This window comes from Rhodococcus mengyinensis (assembly GCF_048381435.1).
Classification (GTDB): domain Bacteria; phylum Actinomycetota; class Actinomycetes; order Mycobacteriales; family Mycobacteriaceae; genus Rhodococcus_F; species Rhodococcus_F opacus_D.
In genome coordinates this window covers 13,308-38,437 of sequence record NZ_JBLWIT010000110.1, presented here as the reverse complement: position 1 = coordinate 38,437, position 25,130 = coordinate 13,308, and the positions used below count along the sequence as shown (strand labels likewise).

22 protein-coding genes and 2 tRNA genes are annotated in these 25,130 nt (G+C 67.7%); 15 read left to right on the top strand and 9 right to left on the bottom strand.

Features of this window, described 5'->3' with window-relative positions:
- The first annotated feature begins 105 nt into the window (after positions 1 to 105).
- Genes ACNJ7E_RS23760 through ACNJ7E_RS23750 form a run of 3 tightly spaced genes read left to right on the top strand, consistent with a single transcriptional unit; the run spans position 106 to position 6,108 of the window.
- Positions 106 to 5,007 carry an NAD-glutamate dehydrogenase gene (locus ACNJ7E_RS23760; RefSeq protein WP_418341105.1) on the top strand — a complete coding sequence of 1,634 codons (4,902 nt, stop codon included), beginning with the start codon at positions 106 to 108 and terminating at the stop codon, positions 5,005 to 5,007.
- Positions 5,004 to 5,429: an acyl-CoA thioesterase gene (locus ACNJ7E_RS23755; protein ID WP_009474093.1), complete on the top strand. Its 426-nt coding sequence runs from the start codon at positions 5,004 to 5,006 to the stop codon at positions 5,427 to 5,429. The genes ACNJ7E_RS23760 and ACNJ7E_RS23755 overlap by 4 nt, the downstream gene beginning before the upstream one ends.
- Entirely contained in the window at positions 5,422 to 6,108 is a 687-nt protein-coding gene (locus ACNJ7E_RS23750) for a DUF8010 domain-containing protein (RefSeq protein WP_280782334.1), read from the top strand. Before ACNJ7E_RS23755 ends, ACNJ7E_RS23750 begins: the two co-directional genes overlap by 8 nt.
- A 7-nt stretch (positions 6,109 to 6,115) precedes the next feature.
- On the opposite strand, the gene ACNJ7E_RS23745 is transcribed toward ACNJ7E_RS23750, so the two are convergent.
- The 3 genes from ACNJ7E_RS23745 to ACNJ7E_RS23735 form a co-directional block, all read right to left on the bottom strand.
- Positions 6,116 to 7,027, bottom strand: a complete 912-nt coding sequence (locus ACNJ7E_RS23745; RefSeq protein ID WP_280782335.1) for a DMT family transporter — start codon at positions 7,025 to 7,027, stop codon at positions 6,116 to 6,118.
- The gene (locus ACNJ7E_RS23740; RefSeq protein WP_418341104.1) at positions 7,015 to 8,610 is read right to left on the bottom strand and encodes a glycoside hydrolase family 13 protein; all 1,596 of its coding nucleotides are present in this window, start codon (positions 8,608 to 8,610) and stop codon (positions 7,015 to 7,017) included. The genes ACNJ7E_RS23745 and ACNJ7E_RS23740 overlap by 13 nt, the downstream gene beginning before the upstream one ends.
- Positions 8,611 to 8,677: 67 nt before the next feature.
- Positions 8,678 to 9,073, bottom strand: a complete 396-nt coding sequence (locus ACNJ7E_RS23735) for a globin (protein ID WP_029537133.1) — start codon at positions 9,071 to 9,073, stop codon at positions 8,678 to 8,680.
- Positions 9,074 to 9,213: 140 nt separating this feature from the next.
- On the opposite strand from ACNJ7E_RS23735, the gene ACNJ7E_RS23730 reads away from it, so the two are divergent.
- The 3 genes from ACNJ7E_RS23730 to ACNJ7E_RS23720 all read left to right on the top strand — a co-directional run bounded on the left by ACNJ7E_RS23730 (position 9,214) and on the right by ACNJ7E_RS23720 (position 10,687).
- A complete protein-coding gene (locus tag ACNJ7E_RS23730; protein WP_198602110.1) occupies positions 9,214 to 9,885 on the top strand; it encodes an HNH endonuclease in 672 nt (223 codons plus the stop codon).
- A 75-nt stretch (positions 9,886 to 9,960) separates the two neighbouring features.
- Positions 9,961 to 10,221, top strand: coding sequence for an aa3-type cytochrome oxidase subunit CtaJ (gene ctaJ, locus ACNJ7E_RS23725; RefSeq protein ID WP_005248217.1), 261 nt, complete (start codon positions 9,961 to 9,963; stop codon positions 10,219 to 10,221).
- A complete protein-coding gene (locus ACNJ7E_RS23720) occupies positions 10,208 to 10,687 on the top strand; it encodes a DUF5130 family protein (RefSeq protein WP_005264322.1) in 480 nt (159 codons plus the stop codon). The genes ctaJ and ACNJ7E_RS23720 overlap by 14 nt, the downstream gene beginning before the upstream one ends.
- Positions 10,688 to 10,759: 72 nt before the next feature.
- Here ACNJ7E_RS23720 and ACNJ7E_RS44030 read toward each other — a convergent pair whose 3' ends face one another.
- Positions 10,760 to 11,065, bottom strand: coding sequence for an SRPBCC family protein (locus ACNJ7E_RS44030; protein WP_280782339.1), 306 nt, complete (start codon positions 11,063 to 11,065; stop codon positions 10,760 to 10,762).
- On the opposite strand from ACNJ7E_RS44030, the gene dinB reads away from it, so the two are divergent.
- On the top strand, positions 11,034 to 12,260 hold the full coding sequence (gene dinB, locus ACNJ7E_RS23710) for a DNA polymerase IV (protein WP_418341103.1): 1,227 nt from the start codon (positions 11,034 to 11,036) through the stop codon (positions 12,258 to 12,260). The genes ACNJ7E_RS44030 and dinB overlap by 32 nt on opposite strands.
- 21 nt (positions 12,261 to 12,281) lie before the next feature.
- On the opposite strand, the gene pepN is transcribed toward dinB, so the two are convergent.
- Both pepN and ACNJ7E_RS23700 read right to left on the bottom strand, forming a co-directional pair.
- The gene (pepN, locus tag ACNJ7E_RS23705) at positions 12,282 to 14,885 is read right to left on the bottom strand and encodes an aminopeptidase N (RefSeq protein ID WP_418341102.1); all 2,604 of its coding nucleotides are present in this window, start codon (positions 14,883 to 14,885) and stop codon (positions 12,282 to 12,284) included.
- 72 nt (positions 14,886 to 14,957) lie between these two features.
- The gene (locus ACNJ7E_RS23700; protein WP_418341101.1) at positions 14,958 to 16,193 is read right to left on the bottom strand and encodes an NAD(P)/FAD-dependent oxidoreductase; all 1,236 of its coding nucleotides are present in this window, start codon (positions 16,191 to 16,193) and stop codon (positions 14,958 to 14,960) included.
- A gap of 127 nt (positions 16,194 to 16,320) precedes the next feature.
- Between ACNJ7E_RS23700 and ACNJ7E_RS23695 the strand changes: the two genes are divergently transcribed.
- Complete coding sequence (locus ACNJ7E_RS23695) at positions 16,321 to 16,950, top strand: DsbA family protein (RefSeq protein ID WP_283333577.1); 630 nt, start codon at positions 16,321 to 16,323, stop codon at positions 16,948 to 16,950.
- Between the two features lie 24 nt (positions 16,951 to 16,974).
- Here the strand turns inward: ACNJ7E_RS23695 and ACNJ7E_RS23690 are convergent, their stop codons facing one another.
- Positions 16,975 to 17,949: a M48 family metallopeptidase gene (locus ACNJ7E_RS23690; protein ID WP_418341100.1), complete on the bottom strand. Its 975-nt coding sequence runs from the start codon at positions 17,947 to 17,949 to the stop codon at positions 16,975 to 16,977.
- 67 nt (positions 17,950 to 18,016) lie between these two features.
- Between ACNJ7E_RS23690 and ACNJ7E_RS23685 the strand changes: the two genes are divergently transcribed.
- Positions 18,017 to 18,490 (top strand): ribose-5-phosphate isomerase, encoded by a 474-nt coding sequence (locus ACNJ7E_RS23685; RefSeq protein WP_005248193.1) that lies wholly within the window; start codon positions 18,017 to 18,019, stop codon positions 18,488 to 18,490.
- A gap of 6 nt (positions 18,491 to 18,496) precedes the next feature.
- Entirely contained in the window at positions 18,497 to 19,294 is a 798-nt protein-coding gene (locus ACNJ7E_RS23680; protein WP_418341099.1) for an Fpg/Nei family DNA glycosylase, read from the top strand.
- A gap of 7 nt (positions 19,295 to 19,301) precedes the next feature.
- On the opposite strand, the gene ACNJ7E_RS23675 is transcribed toward ACNJ7E_RS23680, so the two are convergent.
- A complete protein-coding gene (locus tag ACNJ7E_RS23675) occupies positions 19,302 to 20,120 on the bottom strand; it encodes a hypothetical protein (protein WP_009474078.1) in 819 nt (272 codons plus the stop codon).
- Positions 20,121 to 20,373: 253 nt separating this feature from the next.
- Positions 20,374 to 20,447, bottom strand: a tRNA-Gly gene (locus ACNJ7E_RS23670).
- A gap of 139 nt (positions 20,448 to 20,586) precedes the next feature.
- Between ACNJ7E_RS23670 and ACNJ7E_RS23665 the strand changes: the two genes are divergently transcribed.
- From ACNJ7E_RS23665 to clpX, 5 genes are all read left to right on the top strand, one after another.
- Positions 20,587 to 20,663, top strand: a tRNA-Pro gene (locus ACNJ7E_RS23665).
- Positions 20,664 to 20,723: 60 nt separating this feature from the next.
- Positions 20,724 to 22,118, top strand: a complete 1,395-nt coding sequence (tig, locus tag ACNJ7E_RS23660; RefSeq protein WP_280782347.1) for a trigger factor — start codon at positions 20,724 to 20,726, stop codon at positions 22,116 to 22,118.
- 184 nt (positions 22,119 to 22,302) lie between these two features.
- The gene (locus tag ACNJ7E_RS23655) at positions 22,303 to 22,890 is read left to right on the top strand and encodes an ATP-dependent Clp protease proteolytic subunit (protein ID WP_105417063.1); all 588 of its coding nucleotides are present in this window, start codon (positions 22,303 to 22,305) and stop codon (positions 22,888 to 22,890) included.
- A 48-nt stretch (positions 22,891 to 22,938) separates the two neighbouring features.
- On the top strand, positions 22,939 to 23,601 hold the full coding sequence (locus ACNJ7E_RS23650) for an ATP-dependent Clp protease proteolytic subunit (protein ID WP_037236299.1): 663 nt from the start codon (positions 22,939 to 22,941) through the stop codon (positions 23,599 to 23,601).
- Between the two features lie 240 nt (positions 23,602 to 23,841).
- The gene (gene clpX, locus ACNJ7E_RS23645) at positions 23,842 to 25,122 is read left to right on the top strand and encodes an ATP-dependent Clp protease ATP-binding subunit ClpX (protein ID WP_005248181.1); all 1,281 of its coding nucleotides are present in this window, start codon (positions 23,842 to 23,844) and stop codon (positions 25,120 to 25,122) included.
- The last annotated feature ends 8 nt before the right edge of the window (positions 25,123 to 25,130 follow it).

The following is a 25,130-nucleotide window of genomic DNA, read 5'->3' as shown; positions in this document are numbered from 1 at the left end:
ATCCGGCGCGCGCGGTGCCCGAAGTTCACCCTCTGTTCCCATCGCCGCGGGCTAGTCTCGAGAGAGTTGCCCGCGGCGATCGGAACGAAGAGGAAGTGAGCCCCGATGACGGAATCGGCAGCACTGAAAGATGCGGAGTGGGCGCGGAATCTGCCCGAAGGTCTCCGGTCTCAGGTGCCGACTCTCGCAGCCGTGTATTTCCGTCACGTCGATCGCGGTGACAGCGAGAGCGCCGTCAACGGCGCCTCCGGGGCCGTGCTCGGCGCACATCTGACACTTGCCCTGCATCGTCCGCCGGAGCGCGCGGTCACCCGGGTCTACCGCCCGGGTGACGGGCGCGAACTCGGTGCGTCCCTGCAGATCGTGACGGACGACATGCCGCTGCTCGTCGAATCGATCACCGCGCTGCTGAACCGCCTGGGCATCGGGATCAGCGAATTCGTGCATCCCATCGTCTCGGTCCGGCGCGATCCGATCGGTGCGCTGCGCGGAATCCTCATGGGAGACAAGGCCAAGGATGCCGACGAGGGCAGCCTCGCCGAGTCGTGGATTCACGTCCAACTCGATCCACGTGCCGACTCCGCGGTTCTCGACACACTCGAGAAGGAAGTGGGCACCGTCCTCGCCGACGTGCGCCAGGTGGTCCGGGACACCGACATCATGCGCAAGCTCGAGCGGACACTCGCCGACGAACTCGAGACGTCCACACCGTGTCCCGGCGTGTCGAAGGACGACCTGGAGGACTGTGCCGATCTGCTGCGGTGGATGTCGCAGGGCAACTATGCGGCCCTCGGCTACCGCCGCTTCGAACTGGGGGAGCCGGACAGTTCCGGCGCCCGCAGCCTGCAGGTGGTGCCGGGCAGCGGTCTCGGACTGCTGCGCTCCGACACGGTCACCGAAGGCCCGCTGAGTCTGCCGCCGGCCGCCGAGATCCCCGACCGTCCCCTGCTCGTGCTCACGCAGGGCTCGTTCCCCGCGACCGTGCACCGCTCGGTCTACCCGTTCTTCGTCGGCGTGAGCATTCTCGATGAGAACGGCAACATCACCGGTGAGCACCGGTTCCTCGGGGTCTTCACGGTCACGGCGCTGCACGAGAACGTCCTCGACATTCCCGTGATCGCTCGCCGGGTGCGCAAGGTGATCGACCGTGCGGGGTTCCAGTTGAACTCGTATTCGGGGCAGGCGATGCTGGAGGTCATCCAGTCGTTCCCGCGTACCGAGCTGTTCTCGAGCGACGCCGACACACTGTTCGACACGGTGACCGCCGTGCACAGCATCGGGCTCCGGCGTCAGGTGCGTCTGTTCGTGCGCGAGGATTTCCTCGGGCGATTCGTCTCCTGCCTGATCTATCTGCCCCGCGACCGGTACACCACCCGGGTCCGGCTCGCGATGCAGGACATCCTGCTGCGGGAATTCGGCGGCGGCACTTTGGAATACACCGCGCGCGTCACCGAGTCCGACCTGGCGTTGCTGCACGTGACGATCCGCAAGAGCGCCGAACAGATGGGGTCGCGGCTCGACCTCTCGGACGCCGACCGCGAACGGGTCCAGGCCATGCTGGCCGAGGCGAGCCGCAGCTGGGACGACCATCTCGGCGACCTCCTCCCGGTGACCACAGGTGTGGATCCCGTTCTGGCGCAGCGTTATGCCGCCGTCCTGCCCGAGGGGTACAAGGAGGATTTCGACGCCACACGCGCGTTGTCGGATCTCGCGAGGCTGGAGGAGCTCGAAGACGGTTCCATCGATCTGCTGCTCTACCGCGATCCCGGGGCGGAGGTCGGGCACTGGCGATTCACCCTGTACGTGGGCGGGGACGGTATTTCGCTGAGCCAGGTGCTTCCGGTGCTGCAGAGCCTGGGTGTGGAGGTGCTCGACGAACGGCCCTATCTGATTCCGCGGCCGGATGGGTTGACCTGCTGGATCTACGATTTCGGGTTGTCGGTGCCCGCGGAGTTGCTCCGCTCCTCGGTGGAGGACGACCTGGATGCCGAACTCGCGGCCGAGGAGGCGTCCGCTGCCGCACCGAAGCTTCAGGAACGGTTCACGGATGCCTTCACCGCGGTCTGGTTCGGTAGGGCCGAGGCCGACCGGTTCAACGAGCTGATCCTGCGGGCGGGAGTGTCGTGGCGGCAGGCCGTGATCCTGCGGGCGTACGCAAAGTACCTGCGTCAGGCGGGTTTTCCGTACAGTCAGTTCCACATCGAGGGGGTTGCGCTGGCGAATCCCCGTTCGGCGTACACACTCGTCGAGTTGTTCGAGGCGATGTTCGATCCGGAGACGCCCTCACCCGATCTGGTGTCCGAACTCGACACCCGTCTGCGGGAGTACATCGACGCCGTGGTCAGCCTCGACGCGGACCGCATCCTGCGCGGTTTGTTCGGGCTGATCAAGTCGACGCTGCGCACCAACTATTTCGTCGTCGGCGAGACCGGGGAGCCGCCCACGTACCTGTCGATCAAGCTCGATCCGACGTCGATCCAGGAACTGCCGAAGCCCCGCCCGAAGTACGAGATCTTCGTGTACTCACCCGACGTCGAGGGTGTGCACCTGCGGTTCGGGTCCGTCGCCCGCGGCGGGCTGCGCTGGTCGGACCGGCGTGAGGATTTCCGCACCGAGATCCTGGGGTTGGCGAAGGCCCAGGCCGTGAAGAACGCGGTGATCGTCCCGGTCGGTGCAAAGGGCGGCTTCGTCGTCAAGAATCCGCCGACACCCTCGGGGGACGCGGCGACCGACCGCGCCGCCGCTCTCGAGGCGGGCCAGGACTGCTACCGCACCTTCATCTGCGGGCTCCTGGACCTCACCGACAACGTTGATCAGGTGTCGGGGGAGATCGTGCCCCCGGCCCGGGTGGTGCGGCGCGACGGCGACGACCGGTATCTCGTCGTGGCCGCGGACAAGGGCACCGCAAAATTCTCCGACCTCGCCAATTCTGTTGCGGAGCAGTACAAATTCTGGCTCGGCGACGCGTTCGCGTCGGGCGGGTCGGCCGGGTACGACCACAAGGGGATGGGCATCACCGCGCGCGGTGCCTGGGAGAGCGTGAAACGGCACTTCCGGGAAATGGGGGTCGACACCCAGACCCAGGACTTCGCCGCGGTCGGTGTCGGCGACATGAGCGGCGACGTGTTCGGAAACGGCATGCTTCTGAGCCGGCACATCCGGCTGGTGGCGGCGTTCGACCACCGGCACATCTTCCTCGACCCCGATCCGGACCCCGCCAGGTCCTTCGCGGAGCGGTCCCGGATGTTCGCGCTGCCCCGGTCGTCGTGGGCCGACTACGACACCAGCATCATCAGCGAGGGCGGGGGAGTGTGGGACCGGACCCGCAAATCGGTCCCGATCAGTGCCGCCGCGCGTGCCGCGCTCGGACTCGACGACGCCGTTACCGAACTCTCCCCGCCGGAACTGGTCCGGGCGATCCTGCGTGCCCCGGTGGATCTGCTGTGGAACGGCGGCATCGGCACGTACGTCAAGGCGTCCACCGAGACCAATGCGATGGTGGGCGACAAGAGCAACGACTCCGTGCGCGTCGACGGCAACGAGGTGCGGGCGAAGGTGGTCGGCGAGGGCGGCAACCTCGGGGTGACGGCGCTCGGCCGGATCGAGTACAGCCAGAACGGCGGCCGGATCAACACCGACGCCATCGACAACTCCGCGGGCGTCGACTGCTCCGATCACGAGGTGAACATCAAGATCCTGCTGGACTCGCTGGTGAGCAGCGGCGGACTGCCGCGGGAGGAACGCAATCCGCTGCTGGCGTCGATGACCGACGAGGTCGCCCAACTCGTGCTCGCGAACAACATCGCGCAGAACAATCTCCTCGGTGTCTCCCGGACCAGCGCGGCACCGATGCTGAGCGTGCATCGCCGGCAGATCGAGCACCTGGCGTCGCGTCGCGGACTCGACCGGAAGCTCGAGGCCCTGCCCACCGACGAGGAGATCGCCCGACGCAGGCAGGCCGGACAGGGACTGACGTCTCCGGAACTCGCGACCCTCACCGCGCACGTGAAGCTCACGCTCAAGGACGACCTCCTCGCGACGGACCTGCCCGACAGCGAGACGTTCGCGCCGCGGCTGCCGCGGTACTTCCCGACGGTGTTGCGCAAGCGGTTCCGCACGGCGATCAAGGCGCATCCTCTGCGCAGGCAGATCGTGGCGACGATGCTCGCGAACGAGACCATTGACAACGGCGGCATCACGTTCGCGTACCGGTTGGCGGACGAGGCGGGTGCGAGCAGCACCGACGCCATCCGCGCCTACGCGGCGGTCACCGAGATCTTTGCCCTGCCCGAGCTGTGGTCGAGGATCCGGTCGGCGGACATCGCGGCGGACATCGAGGACGACCTGATTCTCGAGTCCGGCCGGGTTCTCGACCGCGCGTCCCGCTGGTTCCTGACCAATCGGCCTCAGCCCCTCGCCGTGGGCGCCGAGATCGCCCGGTACTCGGCCGACTTCCGTGCACTCTCGCCGAGGGTGCCGCAGCTCGTGCGGGGGCATCAGCTCGCCGACGTGGAGACGCGGGCGCGGCCGCTCGTCGTCCGCGGCGCGCCCGAGGACCTCGCGTTCGAGGTGTTCCGGCTTCTGGACAAGTTCTGTCTGCTCGACATCAGCGATATCGCCGACATCGCCGAACGCGACATCGACGAGGTCGCCGAGCTGTACTACGAGCTTGACGCGCACCTCGGCATCGACTGGCTGCTGAGCGCCGTGTCCACTCTCGCGCGGGGTGACCGCTGGCATTCGCTGGCCCGCCTCGCGTTGCGCGACGACCTCTACAGTTCGCTGCGTCAGCTCACGATGGAAGTGCTCCTGGGTGGTGAACCTCACGAGACGCCGCAGGAGAAGATCGACGACTGGGAGTCGACGAACGCGTCCCGGCTGGCCAGGGCGAGGTCCGCTCTCACCGAAATATTCGAGTCTGGGACCCTTGACCTCGCGACGCTCTCGGTGGCGGCGCGTCAGGTACGCAGCATGGTGCGAGGTATGGGCACCCGATCGGAGGTATGACGTTGAGCGAGGGTTTTCACGCGGAGGTCGAAGTTCGATGGTCGGACATGGACGTCTTCCAGCACATCAACCACGCACGGATGGTGACGTTGCTGGAGGAGGCGCGGATTCCCTGGCTGTTCGAGGACGACCGTCCGACCGTCACGTTGCGTGACGGCGCGGTCATCGCGGATCTCCATGTGCGCTACCGCGGGCAACTCCGGCACAGCGATTCACCGCTCGACGTCCTGATGTGGGTGGAAAAGGTGCGCGCCGTCGATTTCACGATCAACTACGAGGTCCGGCCGAAGGGCGTCGACGTTTCGGTCGCGCCGTCCATCATCGCGTCGACGCAGATCGCGGCGTTCGACATCGACACCCAGCGCCTGCGCAGAATCACCGACGTCGAGCGGGCGTACCTGGAGAGCTGGCAGCGTGTATGAGCGCGTCCTGTCGATCCCGGACGCCACGGAGCGCGGTGATCTCGCCACGTTCCTCACCCGGGTGGTCCGGTTGGACGAGTCGACGGTGGTGCGTCTGCGTCAACGCGGACCCGGCCGACTGACGATCTGGGCGGCGACCGGTTTCGACGCGCTGGCGGTGCGCACGGTCGCGGGGACCATCACCCCCGACGACACGTCGGCTGCCGGCGACCAACTGCTCGCCGCTCTCGAAGCGGCGACCGCAGCCGACATCGATCCGGGGTTCTCGATGGATTCGGCGTGGCGGGGCGCGCTGCCTCCGACGGAGGGCTTCGTTCACGTCGACGACGTCCCGGCGCGTGTTCTCGTCGACCTCGCGCAGCGCGGTGCGGCCCTGGCGCAGGAGCACGGCAGCGGCCACGGCCCGCCCGCATCGCTCCTCGACCAGGAAGTCCTGCAGGTGGCGGGCGCGGAGCACACGGTCGGCATCCCGATGCGGGTGGTGTTCGCTCTCACCGCGATGGGGTTCGTTCCGCACGCGGGCTCGGATCGGCTGACCGCCGACATCGACCTCGAGCGCATCGACGCCTCCGAACTGGTCCGGGTGCGTGCCACCGCGTCGTGGCTGCGGGTGGACGCCCGGTTCGGGTCGATCTACCGGCACCGCGGTGGGGGGATTCCGTTGTCGGTCGCGCGGTAGCGCGCCGTCAGCCGGACCGCAGCGTGCTGGTGGCCAGCACGGCGAGCGACGCGACGACGGCCGCCATGCCCAGCCCCGCGACCAGGGTCAGCTGTTCGCCGAGCACCGCGGTCCCGAGCAGTGCCGCGACCACCGGTTCGGTGAGGGTCAGCGTCGCGACCGTCGCGGGTGGCAGCCGCCGCAGACCGGCGGCGAACAGGAGATACGCCAGCACGGTCGGGACGATCGCCAGATACACGGCGGCCGCAGCGCCCGCTCCGGTGTCGAGGCCGCCGGGCCAGGTCGCGACGAGCACGGGGATCAGGAACAGTCCACCGAGACCGAACATCTGCCCCATCGCCGCCTCGGGGCTCGCACCCGCCGCGAGCAGAGAAGACCCGGCAACTGTGTAGGCGGCGTATCCGAGACCGGCGATCAGCGCAGGCAGTGCACCCGCGAGGATCCCGGACGAGTCGGAGCCGCCGGTCGTGCCCGCCACGATCAACGCCATGCCGGCGACGGCGATGACGGTGGACACGGCCCACACCGGGCCGGGGCGGTGCCGGTGCACCGCCCATTGCAGCGCGCCGGTGAACGCGGGCCCCGATCCCAGCGCGATCATGGTTCCTGCGGCCACCCCGGCACTTTGCACGCCACTGAAGAATCCGAGTTGGTACGCCGCGACCCCGATCCCGCCCCACACGGCGGGCGCGTAGCGGCGAATCCCGGAGCCGTCACCGAACCCGAGTCCGCCGCGCAGCGCCGCGAATGCCGCGAGGAGCGCGCCCGCGGCCACGACCCGGGCCGAGCCGACGGCCAGCGGGTCGAGGTCGTATCCGAGGGAGCGGGACGCGAGGGCCTGCGCGGTTCCCGTGGTGGCGAACAGGATCGATGCGGCGACGACCGCCGCAACTGCGGGAGTGCGGGTCAGATGAGCCACGCAGCCGCGTTCGGTGGGAGCTGCCCCTCGACGAGCGGCGCGCTGCTGAGCAGCACCTCACCGGGTGGCAGCGAGATCGGCGCGTCGGTGGCGTTGAGGGCGCAGATCAGCCCGCCGCGCCTGCGGAAGGCGAAGCAGCCCGCGGGGCTCCCGTACCAGTCGACCCCGGGACCGGAGAACTCCGGACGCAGCGAGCGCAGTTCGAGTGCGGCCCGGTACAGCGACAGCGTCGACGTGACGTCCTCGAGTTGCGCCTCGACGGTGAGGTCCGCCCACTCGGGGGGCATCGGCAGCCAGGGCTCGCCGGTGCTGAACCCGAACGGTGGTTCGGTGCCCTCCCACGGCACGGGCACCCGGCAGCCGTCGCGGCCGCGTTCGGTGTGACCGGACCGTTCCCACACCGGATCCTGCAACGCCGAATCGGGGAGGTCGACATTGGGCAGGCCGAGTTCGGCACCGTTGTACAGGAACGCCGCACCCGGCAACGCCAGTTCGACGAGGATCATGGCCCGGGCGCGTGCCGTGCCGATCTCGCCGCCGCCGTACCGGGTGACTTCCCGTTCGACGTCGTGGTTCGACAGGGTCCAGGTGGGTGTCCCGCCCACCTGGTCGACGGCGGTCAGGGAGTTCTCGATCGCCTCCCGCACCGTCTCCGCCGAGAACTCGGCCTCGGCCAGCCGGAAGTTGAACCCGAGGTGCAGTTCGTCGGGCCGGATGTACTCGCCGAAGCGTTCGTTGTCGCGAACCCAGATCTCCCCGACGGCCATCGTGCCCGGGTACTCGTCGAGCACCTTGCGGATGCCGCGGTGGATGTCGTGGACCGCGGGGTTGTCGAACCGCGGATCGTCATCCGAGTTCTGCAGCAGTTCGTTGGCGGACCAGTCGTGGTCCGGCAGACCTTCCGGCTTGGCCATGCCGTGCGCGACGTCGATGCGGAATCCGTCGACGCCGCGGTCCAGCCAGAACCGGAGCGTCTTCGTGAGATCGTCGACGACCTCCGGGTTGTCCCAGTTCAGGTCGGGCTGCTCCGCCGCGAAGATGTGCAGATACCACTGGCCGGGCTTGCCGTCGGCCTCGGTGATCCGCGTCCACGCCGGCCCGCCGAAGATGCTCGGCCAGTTGTTGGGCGGCTCCGCGCCGTCCTCACCGCGACCGTCGCGGAAGATGTACCGGTCCCGTTCGGGACTGCCGGGCGGCGACGCCAGGGCGGCGCGGAACCATTCGTGCTCGACGCTGGTGTGATTGGGCACCAGATCCATCGTCACCTTGATCTGCCGCGCGTGCGCGGCCTCGATCAACTCGTCCATGGTCGCGAGGTCACCGAACAGCGGGTCGATGTCACGGGGATCGGACACGTCGTAACCGTGATCGGCCATGGGGGAGCGCATGACCGGGCTCAGCCAGAGGGCGTCGACACCGAGCAGTTCGAGGTATCCCAGCTTGTCCCGCACTCCGTGGAGGTCGCCGACACCGTCACCGTTCGCGTCGGCGAACGAGCGGGGATAGATCTGGTAGAAGACGGCGTCGGACCACCAGGGTGCCGACTGCGTGTCGTCGGCGGACGTTTCGGCGGGAGTGCTCACAAACGCCCATCGTGCCAAACGATCGCCCGCACCACGACTCGACCGGCGTAATCGGCGCGGGGCGGTTTCAGAAGGCGGAGTTCACCATCGACGCGGCGGCCATGTCCATGTACTCGGTGAGAGCCTTGCGGTGGGCGTCGTCGAGGGTGCCGGAGTCGATCGACGCGATGGCCGTGTGCATGCACCGCAGCCAGGCGTCCCGCTCGATCGGGCCGATCTTGAACGGCTGGTGACGCAGCCGCAGTCGTGGGTGGCCGCGCTCGTCCGAATAGGTGTGCGGTCCGCCCCAGTACTGCTCGAGGAACATCCGCATCCGGCGCTCGGCCGGACCCAGATCTTCCTCGGGGTAGAGGGGCCGCACGATGTCGTCCTTGGCGACTTCCTCGTAGAAGCGCGCGGTGAGTTTGCGGAACGTCTCCGCTCCGCCCACCGCCTCGTAGAAGGTCTGCTGCACGTCAGTCATGGCGCCTTCCATTGTGCACGTGCGGGCGCGAACGGTCCTCGTCACCGTCTGTTCACCGAATGTCCTGCATTTTTGTCGGAAATGGACGTGCACGAGCTGGCAATTCATGGTGCACTTGGTGGCAATCTCCCGGAGGTCGCATGAAGAATCGACACAGCGCCCGCGCGCACCGACAACTCGTGCCCACTGATGCCCGGAGTGCCGGGGTTTCAGGGGCGTTTGCTTTACAAGTGATCACCGAAGGCTCCGCGCACAGCGCAGAGCCTTCTTTCCCGGGCGAGAATGCGGTTCCGCTCTGGATCAAGCGCCGGGTGCTTCTTCTGAATGTCACCTACGAGCCGCTCACCGCCCTTCCTGCCCGCCGCGCCGTGGTGTTGATGACCTGCGGTAAGGCCGATACCGTCCACGAGGATCCCCAGGCCCCGGTCGTCCACTCCGAACAGTGGGCCGTGCAGGTGCCGTCCGTGATCCGCCTCCGGAACTACGTGCGCGTGCCGTATCGCGCCCGCGTTCCGATGACCCGCGCAGCCCTCATGCACCGGGACCGGTTCCGATGCGCCTATTGCGGCGCCAAGGCCGAGACCGTCGATCACGTGGTTCCCCGCAGTCGCGGAGGCGAGCATTCGTGGGAGAACTGCGTGGCCTGCTGCGCACCCTGCAACCACCGCAAAGCGGACAAGTTGCTGAGCGAACTCGGCTGGACGCTCCGGGCGTCCCTGGTGCCTCCGTCGGGGCCGCACTGGCGACTGCTGGCGTCCACCAAGGACCTGCACCCGTCGTGGATGCCCTACCTCGGTGAAGGTGCCGCCTGAGCGTTTCGCGCGTCCCCTTCGCGAAGTTCGGCCCTGACGCTTCCCCTCGCACGGTTCTGGGCTACCGTTTGCGTTGTGAGCATTCTCGAGACAGTGCTGATATTCGTAGGAATTCCGGCGTTGATCACCGCCTTCTTCGCGGGGATGTCGTTCGTCGGCAAGAAGACGCCGGGCCCCGTGCCGCCCGCGTTCCACCTCGGTGAGGAATGGACGCACGCGCCGGTGCTGTGGAGCGCCGTCGACGAGGTGACCACGCACGGTCATCACGGCGGACACCACGGCGCGCACGCCGGTTCGGCAGACCTGATTGGAGGCTCGGCAAGTGGCAAGTGGTGACCTGATTCCCGCGTCCGCGGTATCCGCGGACAATCTGCCTGTCGGCAGCGTCGTGACCTCCAGTGGTCGCATCTCGGGCGTGCACCGTGTCGGTGAGCCGTTCACCGACGACCTGCCGTTCACGACGGACGAACTCGTCCGCCTCGACGATGCCCTCACCGAAGGCACCCGCAAGACGAAGGTGCGCTTCAACGCGTACATCGGTGACCTCGGCGCCGACACCGCAGCCGGCGCCGACGCGCTGTTCCCGACGACGCCTGAGGCGGAACGGTCCGTGCTCATCGCGGTCTCGCCCAACCAGCGGACGGTCGAGATCCGCAGCGGCCGGGCCGTGGCCAACCGGGTCACCGACCGGGTCGCCCAGCTCGGTGCCACCGCCGCCGTGTCCTCGTTCGGCGACGGCGACCTCATCGACGGTCTCGTGAGTGCCATCCGCGTGATGAGCGCGGCAATCGCCTCGCCGTAAACCTGCACAGATCAGCGTCCGCGCGGCCCGATCCGCCTCAGTCCTCCTGAACCGGATCGGGCCGTCGGTGTCTCACCGGGTGCCGACGACGCGGTCGGCGCTCTCGAGTGTCCGCCGGACGGCGTCGATGCCGAGTTCCATCATCCGCGCGGTCCGGTCCGCGAGACTCGCGGGCAGGATGTCCGCGATCCAGACGAACACGGTCGCGCCGTTGCCGTCGTCGCTCACCTGGGCGGACGCATGGTGATGCCGGTAGGGGCCGTCGACGATCGACCAGGCCAGTCGGCGCGCGTCTTCGTCGCACGAGACGAGACGCTCCCGGACTGTCGGTGGTCGATGCGAACATATGTTCGTGTCCGATTCGCCGCGCCCGCGCATCTCGAGTGGCGCCGAGGCGACCATCCTGCACGCCGACCTCGATGCGTTCTACGCCTCGGTGGAGCAGCGGGACGACCCCGGCCTGCGGGGTCGTCCGGTGATCGTCGGCGGCGGCGTCGTGCTGGCAGCGAGCTACGAGGCGAAGGCGTACGGGGTGCGCACGGCCAGCAGCGGTGCGCAGGCGCTGCGCCTGTGCCCGCACGCCGTCGTGGTGCGGCCACGGATGTCGGCGTACGCGGCCGCGAGCAAGGCGGTGTTCGAGGTCTTCGGCCGGACGACGCCCCTGGTCGAGGGACTGTCGATCGACGAGGCCTTCCTCGACGTCGCCGGTCTCCGCAAGATCGCGGGCGCACCGGTCGACATCGCGGCGCGTCTGCGGCGGGACGTACGCGAGCAGGTGGGTCTGCCGATCACGGTCGGGATCGCGAGAACGAAGTTTCTCGCGAAGGTCGCCAGCGCGGTGGGCAAACCCGACGGCCTGTTGCACGTGCCGCCGGACCGCGAGATCGGGTTCCTCCATCCGCTGCCGGTCGAACGGCTGTGGGGTGTCGGGGCGGTGACGTCGGTCAAGCTCCGCGACGCCGGGATCGGCACCGTCGGCCAGCTCGCCCACTATCCCGAAGAGCTGCTCGTGTCCATCGTCGGACCCGCGGCGGGCCACCACCTCCACGCGCTCGCCTGGGCACGCGACCCGCGGCCCGTGCAGGTGGGGCGCAGGCGGAGATCCGTCGGCGCGCAGCACGCCCTGGGGCGCAGACCGAAGTCGAGGGAGGACGTGGACGCCGCTCTGGTGACGTTGGTCGACCGGGTGGCGGGCAGGCTGCGCCGCGGCAAGCGGGTGGGGCGCACGGTGGTGCTCCGGCTGCGGTTCGACGACTTCACCCGGGTCGCGCGTTCGCACACTCTCGCGCAGCCGTCGGCTCAGACGCAGACGATCCTCACCACGGCCCGGGGCCTGCTGAGCACCGCGTGGCCGATGATCGAATCCGAGGGCATCACCATGGTGGGGATCGCGGTCGCCAACCTCGAGGACGACTGCCCGCAACAGCTCGCCCTGCCCTTCGACCCGTACACGAGCAGTTCCCTCGACAGCACACTCGACAGCCTCCGCGACCGCTTCGGCTCCTCGGCGGTCACCCGCGCGGTGCTGCTGGGCCGGGATCAGGGTGTGAGTGTGCCGATCCTGCCGGACTAGGCCGGCAGGATCGGCCACCGATCAGCTCGCGTCGAACTTCCGGGCCGCGAGCGACCGGACGATGCCGGCCCGGCCCTCGACCACCAGGCGGCGCAGTGCCGGGGGATGGTCGCCGGCCAGGAACTCGTCGGCTGCCGCCACGGACTCCTCGCTGATCGACCACGACGGGTACAGGCCCACGACGACGGTCTGCGCGACCTCGCTCGAACGCCGCTCCCACACCGCGGGGATGTCCGCGAAGTAGCGGGTCACGTACGGTGCGAGGATCTCGGACTGCCCGTGACCGGCGAAAGCGCCGATGATCGAGCGGGCGGTGATGTTCGGCACGGAGTCGTCGCCGACCACCCGGTTCCAGGCCTGTTCCTTCACCGCGGCCTGCGGGCGGACGGTGGCCGCCGCGGCGGCGTTGCGAGCGCCTGCCGCGGTGGGATCGCGTTCGGCTTCGGCGTCGATGAACGGCGTCTCGATGCCCTCGGCGTCGATCTCACCGGCCCCGGCGAGCGCGGTGACGAGACGCCAGCGCAGGTCCGTGTCGACGACGAGGCCCGGCAGCCCGACCGTTTCGGGTGCGGCGTCGAGCAGTTCTTGCAGGACCTCGGTGTGCCATGCCGACAGCTGCGCGCCCGCCAGCGCGTTGACGAACGCCAGCTGGTGATCCGAACCCGACTCGGCTTCCCGTGCCAGTTCGAGGAGCCGGTTCGCGAAGTCCGGCCAGCCGTGTTCCTTGGCCCACTCGGGTTCGGCGTAGCTGTGCAGCGCGGTCTGGGCCTGCATCAGCAGTCGCTGGACGACGCCGACCTCGGTTTCGGCACCGATGCCGCGCTGCACGAGGGCGACGAAGTCTCGCGCCTTGAGTTCGGCCTGACGCGTCATCTCCCAGGCCGCCGACCACACCAGGGTGCGGGGGAGGGGCTCGTCGATGTCGCCGATGCGGTCGATGGCGGTGGCGAGCGAGTCGGGATCGAGCCGCAGCGAGCAGTACGTGAGGTCGTCGTCGTTGACGAGGATCAGCTGCCCGCGTTCGACACCGACGAGGTCGGTGACGTCGGTGCGTTCGGTGGCGTCGAGGTCGAGTTCCACCCGCTTCGTGCGCACGAGCTTGCCGCCCCGGTCGTCGTACACGCCGACGGCGATGCGGTGCACCCGTCGCTCACCGGCACCGGGTGCGGCGCCGGACTGCAGAACGGCGAACCGGGTGAACTTGCCGTCCGCGTCGACGTCGAATTCGGGACGCAGGATGTTGAGCCCGGTGGTCTTGAGCCACTGGGCTCCCCAGTCGGACAGGTCGCGGCCCGAGGACTTCTCGAGTGCACCGAGGAGGTCGTCGAACGTGGCGTTGTCGAAGGCGTGGTCGCGGAAGTAGTCCCGCAGGCCGGACAGGAAGGGGTCGAGCCCGACGTACGCGACGAGCTGTTTGAGGACGGAGGCGCCCTTCGCGTACGTGATGCCGTCGAAGTTCACCTCGACCGCGGCGAGGTCCGGGATGTCGGCGGCGATGGGGTGGGTCGACGGCAGCTGATCCTGCCGGTACGCCCAGGACTTCTCGACGTTGGCGAACGTGGTCCAGGCGTTGGTGTATTCGGTGGCCTCGCTCTGGCAGAGCACGGAGGCGAACGTCGCGAAGGACTCGTTGAGCCACAGGTCGTCCCACCAGCGCATGGTGACGAGGTCGCCGAACCACATGTGCGCCATCTCGTGCAGCACGGTCTCGGCGCGCCGCTCGTACGACGCCCGGGTCACCTTGGACCGGAAGACGTAGTCCTCGAGGAACGTCACGGCGCCGGCGTTCTCCATTGCGCCCGCATTGAATTCGGGAACGAACAGCTGGTCGTACTTCCCGAACGCGTAGGGGGTGCCGAAATTGCGGTGGTAGAACGCGAAGCCCTGCTTGGTTTCCGTGAACAGGCGCTCGGAATCCATGTGTTTCCCGAGCGAGGCGCGGCAGTAGATCGCGAGGGGAATGTCGCCGTGCTCGTCGGAGTAGTTGTCGGTCCACTCCGCGTACGGGCCGGCGATGAGCGCGACGAGGTAGGTGCTCATCTTCGGTGTGGTGCGGAAGATGTGACGGCCGGGTTCCGGCGCCACCGTCTCGACGGTCGCGGAGTTGGAGATCACCTTCCAGTCGGCGGGGGACGTGACGTGCACGTCGAACGTCGCCTTCAGGTCGGGCTGGTCGAAGCAGGCGAACATGCGCTTGGCGTCGGCGGTCTCGAACTGCGAGTACAGGTACACCGCGTCGTCGGTCGGGTCCACGAAGCGGTGTAGCCCTTCACCGGTGTGCGAGTACGCGCAGTCCGCCTCGACCACCAGTTCGTTGCGTTCCGCGAGATCGGTGAGTGTGATGCCGGTGGACTCGTCGTAATCCGAGACGTCGACGGGGGAGCCGTTCAGCGTGGCCGAATGCACACGGGCCGCGACGATGTCGACGAACGTGGACGCGCCGGGGGTGGCCCCGAACGTGACGGTGGTGCGAGAGGAGAACGTCTCGACTCCGGGCTGAATTGTCGTCTCGACTCCGGGCTGACCTGTCCCGTCGGTGAGGTCGAGTTCGATCAGGTAGTTGTCGACGGTCAGCAGTCCGGCTCGTTCGGCTGCCTGTTCGCGGGTCAGGTTCGGTGGGGCCACAGAGGTCTCCTCGTGATCGGCGGCGGTGCTCGTACTCGATGCTGCCATCCCATCACGAGTGGGAGCGGGGTGTTAACCGGACAGGTCGGTCAACGGCACCCCGGGGTCGGCCAAGCGGTCGGGATCGACCGGGGCGGACGACGACACCAGTTGCTTGATCTGATCGGTGACATCCCAGATGTTGACGTTCATGCCGGCGAGGACGTGGTTGTCCGCGTCGAGCCAGAAGGCCAGGAACTCGCGTGCGGCGAAATCGCCGCGCACGACCACCCGGTCGTACGAATCGTGCGGGGCGTACCCCACGTACTCCATGCCCAGATCGAACTGGTCGGTGAAGAAGTAGGGCAGGTTCCCGTATTCGGCCGCGTGCCCGAGCATGGTGGCGGCGGCCACGGACGGCTGGTTGAGCGCATTGGCCCAGTGCTCGACCCGGATTCGGGTGCCGAGCTGCGGATGCCATTGCGCGGCGATATCGCCCACCGCGACGACGTCGGGGTCGCTGGTCTGCAACCCGGCGTCGACGAGAACGCCGCCGTCGACGTCGAGTCCGGCCCGTTCCGCGATCTCGATATTGGGTGCCGCGCCGACGGCGACGAGGACGGCGTCGGCGGGAAGGACGGTGCCGTCGCCCAGCCGAACCCCGGTGGCCTTGCCGTCGTCGACGACGATTTCCTCGACCGTGGCGCCGAGGTGCAGTTGAACGCCGTGCTCGCGGTGGAGTTCGGCGAAGACCGAGCCGATCTCGGGGCCGAGGGAGCCGAGCAGCGGAACTTCGGCGGCTTCCACCACCGTCACGTCGGCGCCCTTCTCCCGTGCGGAGGCCCCCACCTCGAGGCCGATCCAGCCGGCGCCGATCACCACGAGTCGTCGGCCACCGGCGACCGCCTCGATGAGCTTGTCCGATTCGTCGATGGTGCGGAGGTAGTGGACGCCCTCGGCGTCGGACCCGGAGATCGGTGGGCGGCGGGAGCGCGAACCGGTCGCGAGGGCGAGCTTGTCGTAGCCCAGGGTGGAACCGTCCGGCAGCGTCACGGTGTGGGCGGCGAGGTCGAGGGCGGTGGCGGTGGTGCCGAGCCGCAGATCCACGTGATGGTCGCGGTACCAGTCGCCGTGATGGACGGTGAAGTCGCCGAGAGCCTTCTTGCCTGCGAAGTGTTCCTTCGACAGCGGAGGTCGCTCGTAGGGAAGATGTTCCTCCTCCGACAGGAGGATGATCGAACCGTCGAAATCCTTGTCACGCAATGCTTCTGCCGTTTTTGCTCCGGCGAGGCCGCCGCCGACGACGACGAACGTGCGAGTGGAGGACATGTGAGGATGCTCCCTTCCGGTCGACCACTCTCGACCCTACTGCCGCGAGCCGGGTCTCCGGGAAGGATTCCCGGCAGGGAGGTGTTGACTGGACGGGAATGTGTACATCACCGAGAAGGAGCATCACGTGAGTGCTGGGACGAACGCCGGGACCGCCAAGGACGTCGCTGATTTCTGGTTCGACCCACTGTGCCCGTGGTGCTGGATCACGTCGCGATGGATCCTCGAGGCCACGCAGGTGCGCGACCTGCAGGCGAACTTCCATGTGATGAGCCTGGCCGTTCTCAACGAGGGCCGGGATCTGCCGGAGGAATACCGCGAGCTCATGACCAAGGCGTGGGGGCCGGTGCGGGTGCTGATCGCGGCCGCGCAGAAGCACGGTGACGAGATCCTGCTGCCGTTGTACACGGCGATGGGCACGCTCATCCACAACGAGGGCAACAAGGACTTCGGCGACGTGATCGTCAAGTCGCTCGCCGAGGTCGGGCTGCCGGCCGAACTGGCCGAGGCCGCCGAATCGGAGGAGTACGACGCCGCACTGCGCGAGAGTCACGCCGCAGGCATGGATGCCGTCGGACCGGACGTCGGAACCCCGACGATCCACGTCAACGGTGTCGCGTTCTTCGGCCCGGTCCTGTCGCGCATTCCCCGCGGCGAGGACGCGGGGAAGGTGTGGGACGGTGCGGTCGCGCTGGCCGGCTACCCGCACTTCTTCGAGCTCAAGCGCACCCGGACCGAGGACCCCCAGTTCGACTGAGCCCCGCCCCGATCCTGGGCACGGTCACCGAGTGACGGGCCCGGCCGGATCGGCCGCGTACTGCAGTTGCTGCGGATCGCGGTAGATCTGGCCGGGTTTCACGAACAGGTGACCGTGCCGGGTCCTGTTCCGCAGGGCGGCGGCACGCCAGGTGAGCACCGGATGTCCCGACAGCAGATTCACGAACCACGGGAAGAACCCGCGTTCGGTGGTGGCCCGGTCGGCGAGTTCGTCGAATCCGACGATGCTCACGAGATATTTGCCGGCGCCGAGCACGCCCATCGCGCCGCGGGCGCCCTGGGGCCGGACGCAGTAGCCGTGGTTGTCCGCGGTGTATTCCATCGAACGGAACAGCGCCGACCCGACGACGGGAATGTAGTTGGCGGCGAACTGTCCCAGTTGCCGCCAGTAGGAGGCGTGACCGGCCGCGATGTGACCGACCTCGTGGCCGATGATGAAGGCGAGGGCGTCGGGCTCGCGGGCCTCGCCGCCGATCTCGAACAGATCGCTGTACACCACGACGAAGCGGCGGAAGCCGTGTCCGGACGCGAACGCGTTGATCCGGCCGTTCCCGAGCACGACGTACGCGTCGGGTGGTTCGGTCATCCCGAACCGTGCGGCCGCCTCGGCCACCATCCGGTACCCGTCGGGGAACTGGGTGGGTGTCATCTTGATCCCGTTCACCTGCTGCGAGCCGTAGAGCTGGCCGCGGCCGACGGCGATGAGGATCGGCGCGACCAGCACGATGAGCACCCACGTGGACACCACGCCGAGGAAGAGCGCCACGATCGCCGCCACGTAGGCGACGACGGTGAGAACGATGGCCACCACGAGCAGCGGGATCTCCCACGAGTGCCGGGCGGGCCGGTCGTTCGGCATGAGGCCCGGCAACGGGACCGGAGGATTCCATCCCGTCCCGACGCCCCACTGGTGCTGCGCGGAGACCGGCCGATGTCCCGGATACGACTGTCCCCAGTTCTGTCCGTTGTCGGGATACATGCTGATCACGATAAGCGTCCCGGGCCCCTGACACGATTCGCGACGACGCCTGACAGAATCACCAGTCATGCGCGTATACCTGGGTGCCGACCATGCCGGATTCGAACGTAAGAACGAGATCATCGAACACCTGAAGGCCGCGGGCCACGAGACCGTCGACTGCGGCGCTCACGTCTACGACGCCCTCGACGACTACCCCGCCTTCTGCATCGAGACGGCCCGTCGTGTCGTCGCCGACGAGGGCAGCCTCGGCATCGTGCTGGGCGGCAGCGGCAACGGTGAGCAGATCGCCGCGAACAAGGTGAAGGGTGCGCGGTGTGCCCTGGCGTGGAGCGTCGAGACCGCGCAGTTGGCCCGCCAGCACAACAACGCTCAGCTGATCGGCCTCGGCGGGCGCATGCACTCCCTCGAGGAGTCCCTCGCGATCGTGGACGCGTTCCTCGCCGCCGAGTGGTCGAACGAGGAGCGCCACCAGCGCCGCATCGACATCCTGTCCGAGTTCGAGAAGACCGGCGTCGCCCCCGCCCTGCCCGAGGCCTGATCGCCCTTGCCCGAAGGTCACACCCTGCACCGGCTGGCCCGGCTACACCAACGCCGGTTCGCCGGTGCGCCGGTGCGGGTGCTGAGCCCGCAGGGCAGATTTTCCGAGGACGCGGCGCTCGTCGACGGCCGCGTTCTCGTCAAGTCCGAGGCCTGGGGTAAACACCTGTGGCATCACTACGAGTCGGGACTGGTCGTGCACGTCCACCTGGGACTGTACGGAGCGTTCACGGAATCGGCCGTTCCGATGGAACCGCCGGTCGGGCAGGTCAGGATGCGGATGGTCGGCGCCGAATTCGGCACCGACCTCCGCGGTCCGACGGCCTGCGAGGTTCTCCATCCGCCTCAGGTCGCCGCCATCGAGGCGCGGCTGGGGCCGGACCCGCTCCGCACGGACGCCGACCCCGACAAGGCGTGGAAGCGCATCTCGGCGTCGAAGACCCCGATCGGGGCACTGCTGATGGATCAGGCCGTGATCGCCGGCATCGGCAACGTGTACCGGGCGGAGGTCCTGTTCCGGCACGGCATCAACCCCGACAGGCCCGGTCGTGCGCTGTCCCGTGCCGAGTGGGACGTGCTGTGGGCCGACCTCGTCGCCCTGATGAAGGTCGGGGTCCGCCGCGGCAAGATGCACGTCGTCCGTCCCGAGGACGATCACGGCGATCCGGCGTATGCCAAGGACCGTCCCCGGACGTACGTCTACCGGCGGGCGGGATCACCGTGCCGGATCTGCGGCACCCCAGTCACCCACTCGGTCATGAAGGGCCGCAACCTCTTCTGGTGCCCGAGCTGCCAGCCCTCCTGACGGCCGGCTAGAAGTCGAACCCGCCACCGAAGTCGAACCCGCCGCCGTCTCCGCCGCCGCCGAAGTCGAATCCGCCGCCGTCGCCACCGGCGTCCCCGCCCATGTCGCCGCCGCCGTCTGCGCCTGCGTCACCGCCGTCGCCACCGCCGTCCGCACCCGCGTCACCGGTGTCCTGGGACGCGTCGCCCGCTCCGCTCTCGAAGCCCTGCGCGTCGTACCCCACTCCGGCCATCCCCGAGAACATCGCCGAGAACAGGAACATCGAGCCCAGGCCCCACGCGCCTGCGACGAGAGCGGGCTTCCACCACGGCTCCGAGTACCAGCCGGCGGGAACCGGGCGTCCCGCGACACGGCCACCGGGGTAGTAGTTCGGGGTCTTCGACGACGGGTTCGGCGACGCCGCGACCTGCCGCCCCTCGAACTCGACCTCACGGTCCTCGGTGACCGCTCCCGCGGACTTCTGGCCGTCGATCGACGGAATCTCCGGGCCGGGGTCCATGCCCATGGCCGTCCGGGCGGCGCGGATGTAGTAGAGACCCTCGAGCGCCGTCTGCTTGGCGAGACGCGCCTGGACGGGCGTCGTGGCCTGATCGATCTGGGAGCCCGCCGCGGTGTACCGCTCGGACGCGTCGGCGAGTGCCTGCTGCGAGGCGGTGTCGGACCCGGTGAGGCTGTACACCTGTCCGCCGAGCCGTTCGATGGCCTGGCGAGCGTCCGCCTTGGCGTCCTCGAGCTGGTTCGCGGTCTGCCCGGCGCGGTTGTTGCGGCTCCTCACCACCAGGAAGGCGACCGCCGCCACGATCACGAGAATGAGTAGCAGTTCCACGGTGGGCCTCCGGAGTTCTCGCGGACCGCCGGCTGCGGGGCTGCAACATCCACGAGTAGGGGACAAATCAGACATCTCCCAGAGTACTGACCGAAATCGTGCTTACGCGCTCGGCGAACGGGGGAGCGGTCCGCAGAAGAGAGGCGCGGGCGCGTCTCGTGCGCCTGTGACGCATGTCATAGCAGCCGAGGCGTCCGCGACCGCCCGTGCGCGACAAAAAAGGAGCGTTCCCTGGGGTGGGAACGCTCCTGTGTGGAGGGGATGACGGGAATCGAACCCGCGTAATCAGTTTGGAAGACTGAGGCTCTACCATTGAGCTACATCCCCGTGCATTCGACAACCTGGGATCGCCATGCATGTCGTCTGCGATGAGTGACTGTACCCAACCTCGCTTTGGATTTCATAATCGGGGGGCCGTAGGATTCTTCCTCGGGTCCTCGCGAGGTTGGCGAGAGCCGGCTTCGACCGGGGTGTAGCGCAGCTTGGTAGCGCATCCGCTTTGGGAGCGGAGGGTCGCAGGTTCAAATCCTGTCACCCCGACCAGAACCACAGGGCAGGCAACTGCCGCACCGAAAAAGCACGACCACACGAAGGAGCCAGTCCGTGAAGAGCACCGTCGAGCAGCTCAGCCCGACGCGAGTCCGTATCAACGTTGAGGTGCCCTTCGAGGAGCTCAAGCCTGATTTCGACAAGGCCTACAAGGCCCTCGCGCAACAGATCCGTCTCCCCGGCTTCCGTCCGGGCAAGGCACCGGCCAAGTTGCTCGAAGCCCGTGTCGGTCGTGGCGCAGTCCTGGAGCAGGTCGTCAACGACGCACTCCCGTCCCGCTACTCCGAGGCCGTCACCAGCGCCTCGGTGAAGGCGATCGGTCAGCCCGAGATCGAGATCACGAAGATCGAGGACGGCGAGCTCCTCGAGTTCACCGCCGAGGTCGACGTCCGTCCCGAGATCACGCTGCCCGACTACAGCGAGCTGAGCGTCACCGTCGATCCGATCGAGATCACCGACGAGGCCGTCGAGGAGCAGCTGCTGTCGCTGCGTCAGCGCTTCGGCACCCTCACCGGTGTCGAGCGTGCGGTCGAGGACGGAGACTTCATCTCCATCGACCTGTCGGCCACCGTCGACGGTGAGGCCGTTCCCGAGGCCACCGCGAGCGGTCTGTCGCACGAGGTCGGTTCGGGTCAGCTCATCGAGGGCCTCGACGAGGCCGTCGTCGGCGTCAAGGCCGGCGAGTCCAAGGAGTTCACCTCGACGCTCGTCGCCGGTGACCACGCGGGCAAGGAAGCTGTCGTCACCGTCACCGTCGGCACCGTCAAGGAGCGCGAGCTGCCCGCCGAGGACGACGAGTTCGCTCAGCTGGCAAGCGAGTTCGACACCCTCGACGAGCTGAAGGCCGACCTGCGTGAGCGCGTCGGACGCGTTCGCAAGGTCGAGCAGGCCGGTCAGATCCGCGACAAGGTCCTCGAGACCCTCCTGGAGACCGTCGAGGTCCCGCTGCCCGAGGCTGTCGTCAAGGCCGAGGTCGACGCTGCACTCCACGACGCCGTGCACGGTCTCGATCACGACGAGGAAGCGCTGAACAAGCTCCTCGAGGAGCAGGGCACGAGCCGCGAAGAGTTCGACAAGGACGCCAAGGAGAGCGCCGAGCGCTCGGTGAAGACCCAGCTGCTGCTGGACGCCATCGCCGACGCCTCCGACGTCACCGTCGGCCAGGACGAGCTCACCGAGCGCATCCTGTTCCAGGCGCAGCGCTACGGCATGGCGCCCGAGCAGTTCATCCAGCAGATTCAGCAGGCCGGTCAGCTCGGCGCCGTCTTCGCGGACGTGCGTCGCGGCAAGGCTCTCGCCGGTGTCGTCGAGCAGGCCACCGTCACCGACACCTCGGGTGCCGCTGTCGACACCGCCGAACTGTTCGGCAACGGTGAGGCCGAGGCCGAGGAGGCTGCGTCCACGGACGAGGCTTCGTCGGATTCCACCGAGAGCGAAGACCAGAAGTAATGCTGGTCGCGGGATGTTTTTCTCGCGTTCGGCTGTGAGTTGTTTTCCGCTTTGAGCGAAGTAGGGCGGCACCGGGACTCCGGTGCCGCCCTCCTTCGTTAGTGTCTGTGTCAGCAATCAACGATTTACGGAGAAGGCAGGTACCGTGACTTCCAATCACCTGGAGACTTTGCAGAGTCCCGCCATGACTTCAGCCACCGCTGGGTTGAACCTCAGCGACTCGGTGTACGAACGCCTGCTGCGCGAGCGCATCATCTTCCTCGGTACCCAGGTCGACGACGACATCGCGAACAAGCTGTGCGCTCAGATCCTGCTGCTGTCGGCAGAGGATCCCAGCCGGGACATCTCCCTCTACATCAACTCGCCCGGCGGGTCGGTCAGCGCCGGTATGGCGATCTTCGACACGATGCAGTTCGCCGAGTGCGACGTCGCGACGTTCGGAATGGGTCTGGCCGCGTCGATGGGCCAGTTCCTGCTCTCCGCCGGGGCCAAGGGCAAGCGCTACGCCCTCCCGCACGCGCGGATCATGATGCACCAGCCGTCCGCCGGAATCGGTGGTACCGCCAGTGACATCGCGATCATGGCCGAACAGTTCGCGCACACCAAGCGCGAAATGGCCGAGCTGATCGCCGAGCACACCGGTCAGACGGTCGAGCAGATCACCGCCGATTCGGATCGTGACCGCTGGTTCACCGCGAAGCAGGCACTCGAATACGGTTTCGTCGACCACGTCGTCTCCCGCGCGGCGCAGGCGGGCGGGACCGGGCAGTAGCAGCCCGGCTTCCTCACTGACCGCTCCCACACATCCCTTGGAGAACTGATGACCAACCTGTTCGATCCCCGCAGCCTGGGAGGCCAGGCGCCCGCAGGCCCCCAGTCGCGTTACATCCTGCCGTCCTTCATCGAGCACTCGAGCTACGGCGTCAAGGAGTCCAACCCGTACAACAAGCTGTTCGAGGAGCGCATCATCTTCCTCGGCGTGCAGGTGGACGATGCGTCGGCCAACGACGTGATGGCTCAGCTTCTCGTTCTCGAGTCGCTGGACCCCGATCGCGACATCACCATGTACATCAACTCGCCGGGTGGCTCGTTCACCTCGCTGATGGCGATCTACGACACCATGCAGTACGTGCGCGCCGACATCACGACGGTGTGCCTCGGCCAGGCGGCCTCGGCTGCCGCGGTGCTGCTGGCGGCCGGTAGCCCCGGCAAGCGTCTCGCCCTGCCGAACGCTCGTGTCCTCATCCACCAGCCCGCCACCGGCGGCATCCAGGGTCAGGTCTCCGACCTCGAGATCCAGGCCGCCGAGATCGAGCGGATGCGTCGCCTGATGGAGACCACCCTCGCGAAGCACACCGGCAAGGACGCCGACGTGATCCGCAAGGACACCGACCGCGACAAGATCCTCACGGCCGCCGAGGCCAAGGAATACGGGATCATCGACGACGTGCTCGAGTACCGCAAACTCAGCGCCCAGAAGTGATTTCCTGCCGCCCCGGCTCGGGCGACACGCCGTGACGGCGCGGTTGCCGCGAGCCGGGTGCGGGATCGGCAAGGCTGGCTTTCCCGGAAGATCGGTGCGCGAATCACCGACAACCAGTCGACCTCGCTCGCGATCTGCGGGTACGGTCACATAACGGGCTTTCGTTTTCGGTCGGTGCGCGCACGGCGTGGGATCGGTTCGATGGTTGCACGTAGACGAAGGAAGTAGGGACCTGACGAGATGGCACGCATCGGTGACGGCGGGGATCTGCTCAAGTGCTCTTTCTGCGGTAAGAGCCAGAAGCAGGTCAAGAAGCTCATTGCTGGGCCTGGGGTGTACATCTGCGACGAGTGCATCGACCTGTGCAACGAGATCATCGAAGAGGAGCTGGCCGAGTCCAGCGAGGTGAAGCTCGACGAGCTGCCGAAGCCGGCCGAGATCCGCGACTTCCTCGAGAACTACGTGATCGGCCAGGATGCCGCCAAGCGGACTCTCGCCGTTGCGGTCTACAACCACTACAAGCGCATCCAGGCCGGCGACAAGGGTCGTGATGCGCGCGGCGAGACGGTCGAGCTGGCGAAATCGAACATTCTCATGCTCGGTCCCACGGGCTGCGGCAAGACGTATCTGGCTCAGACGCTGGCGAAGATGCTCAACGTCCCGTTCGCGATCGCCGATGCGACGGCGCTCACCGAAGCCGGCTACGTCGGTGAGGACGTCGAGAACATTCTCCTCAAGCTGATCCAGGCCGCCGACTACGACGTCAAGCGCGCCGAGACCGGCATCATCTACATCGACGAGGTCGACAAGATCGCCCGCAAGAGCGAGAACCCGTCGATCACGCGGGACGTGTCCGGCGAGGGTGTGCAGCAGGCTTTGCTGAAGATCCTCGAGGGCACGCAGGCCAGCGTGCCGCCGCAGGGCGGTCGCAAGCACCCGCATCAGGAGTTCATCCAGATCGACACGACGAACGTCCTGTTCATCGTGGCGGGGGCGTTCGCCGGCCTCGAGCGGATCGTGTCCGATCGCGTGGGCAAGCGCGGCATCGGTTTCGGTGCGGAGGTGCGGTCCAAGGCGGAGATCGACACCCAGGACCACTTCGCGGAGGTCATGCCGGAAGACCTGATCAAGTTCGGGCTCATCCCCGAGTTCATCGGTCGTCTTCCCGTGGTGGCGTCGGTGACGAACCTCGACAAGGAATCGCTCGTCCAGATCCTGTCCGAGCCGAAGAACGCGCTGGTCAAGCAGTACAACCGGTTGTTCGACATGGACGGCGTGGAGTTGGAGTTCACCACGGACGCGCTCGAGGCCATCGCCGACCAGGCGATCCTCCGCGGAACCGGTGCTCGTGGACTGCGCGCGATCATGGAGGAAGTCCTGCTGCCGGTCATGTACGACATCCCGAGCCGTGACGACGTCGAGAAGGTCGTGGTCAGCGCCGAGACGGTCAACGACAACGTGCTTCCGACCATCGTTCCGCGCAAGCCGGAGCGGGGAGAACGCCGAGACAAGTCCGCCTAGGCGGGAGT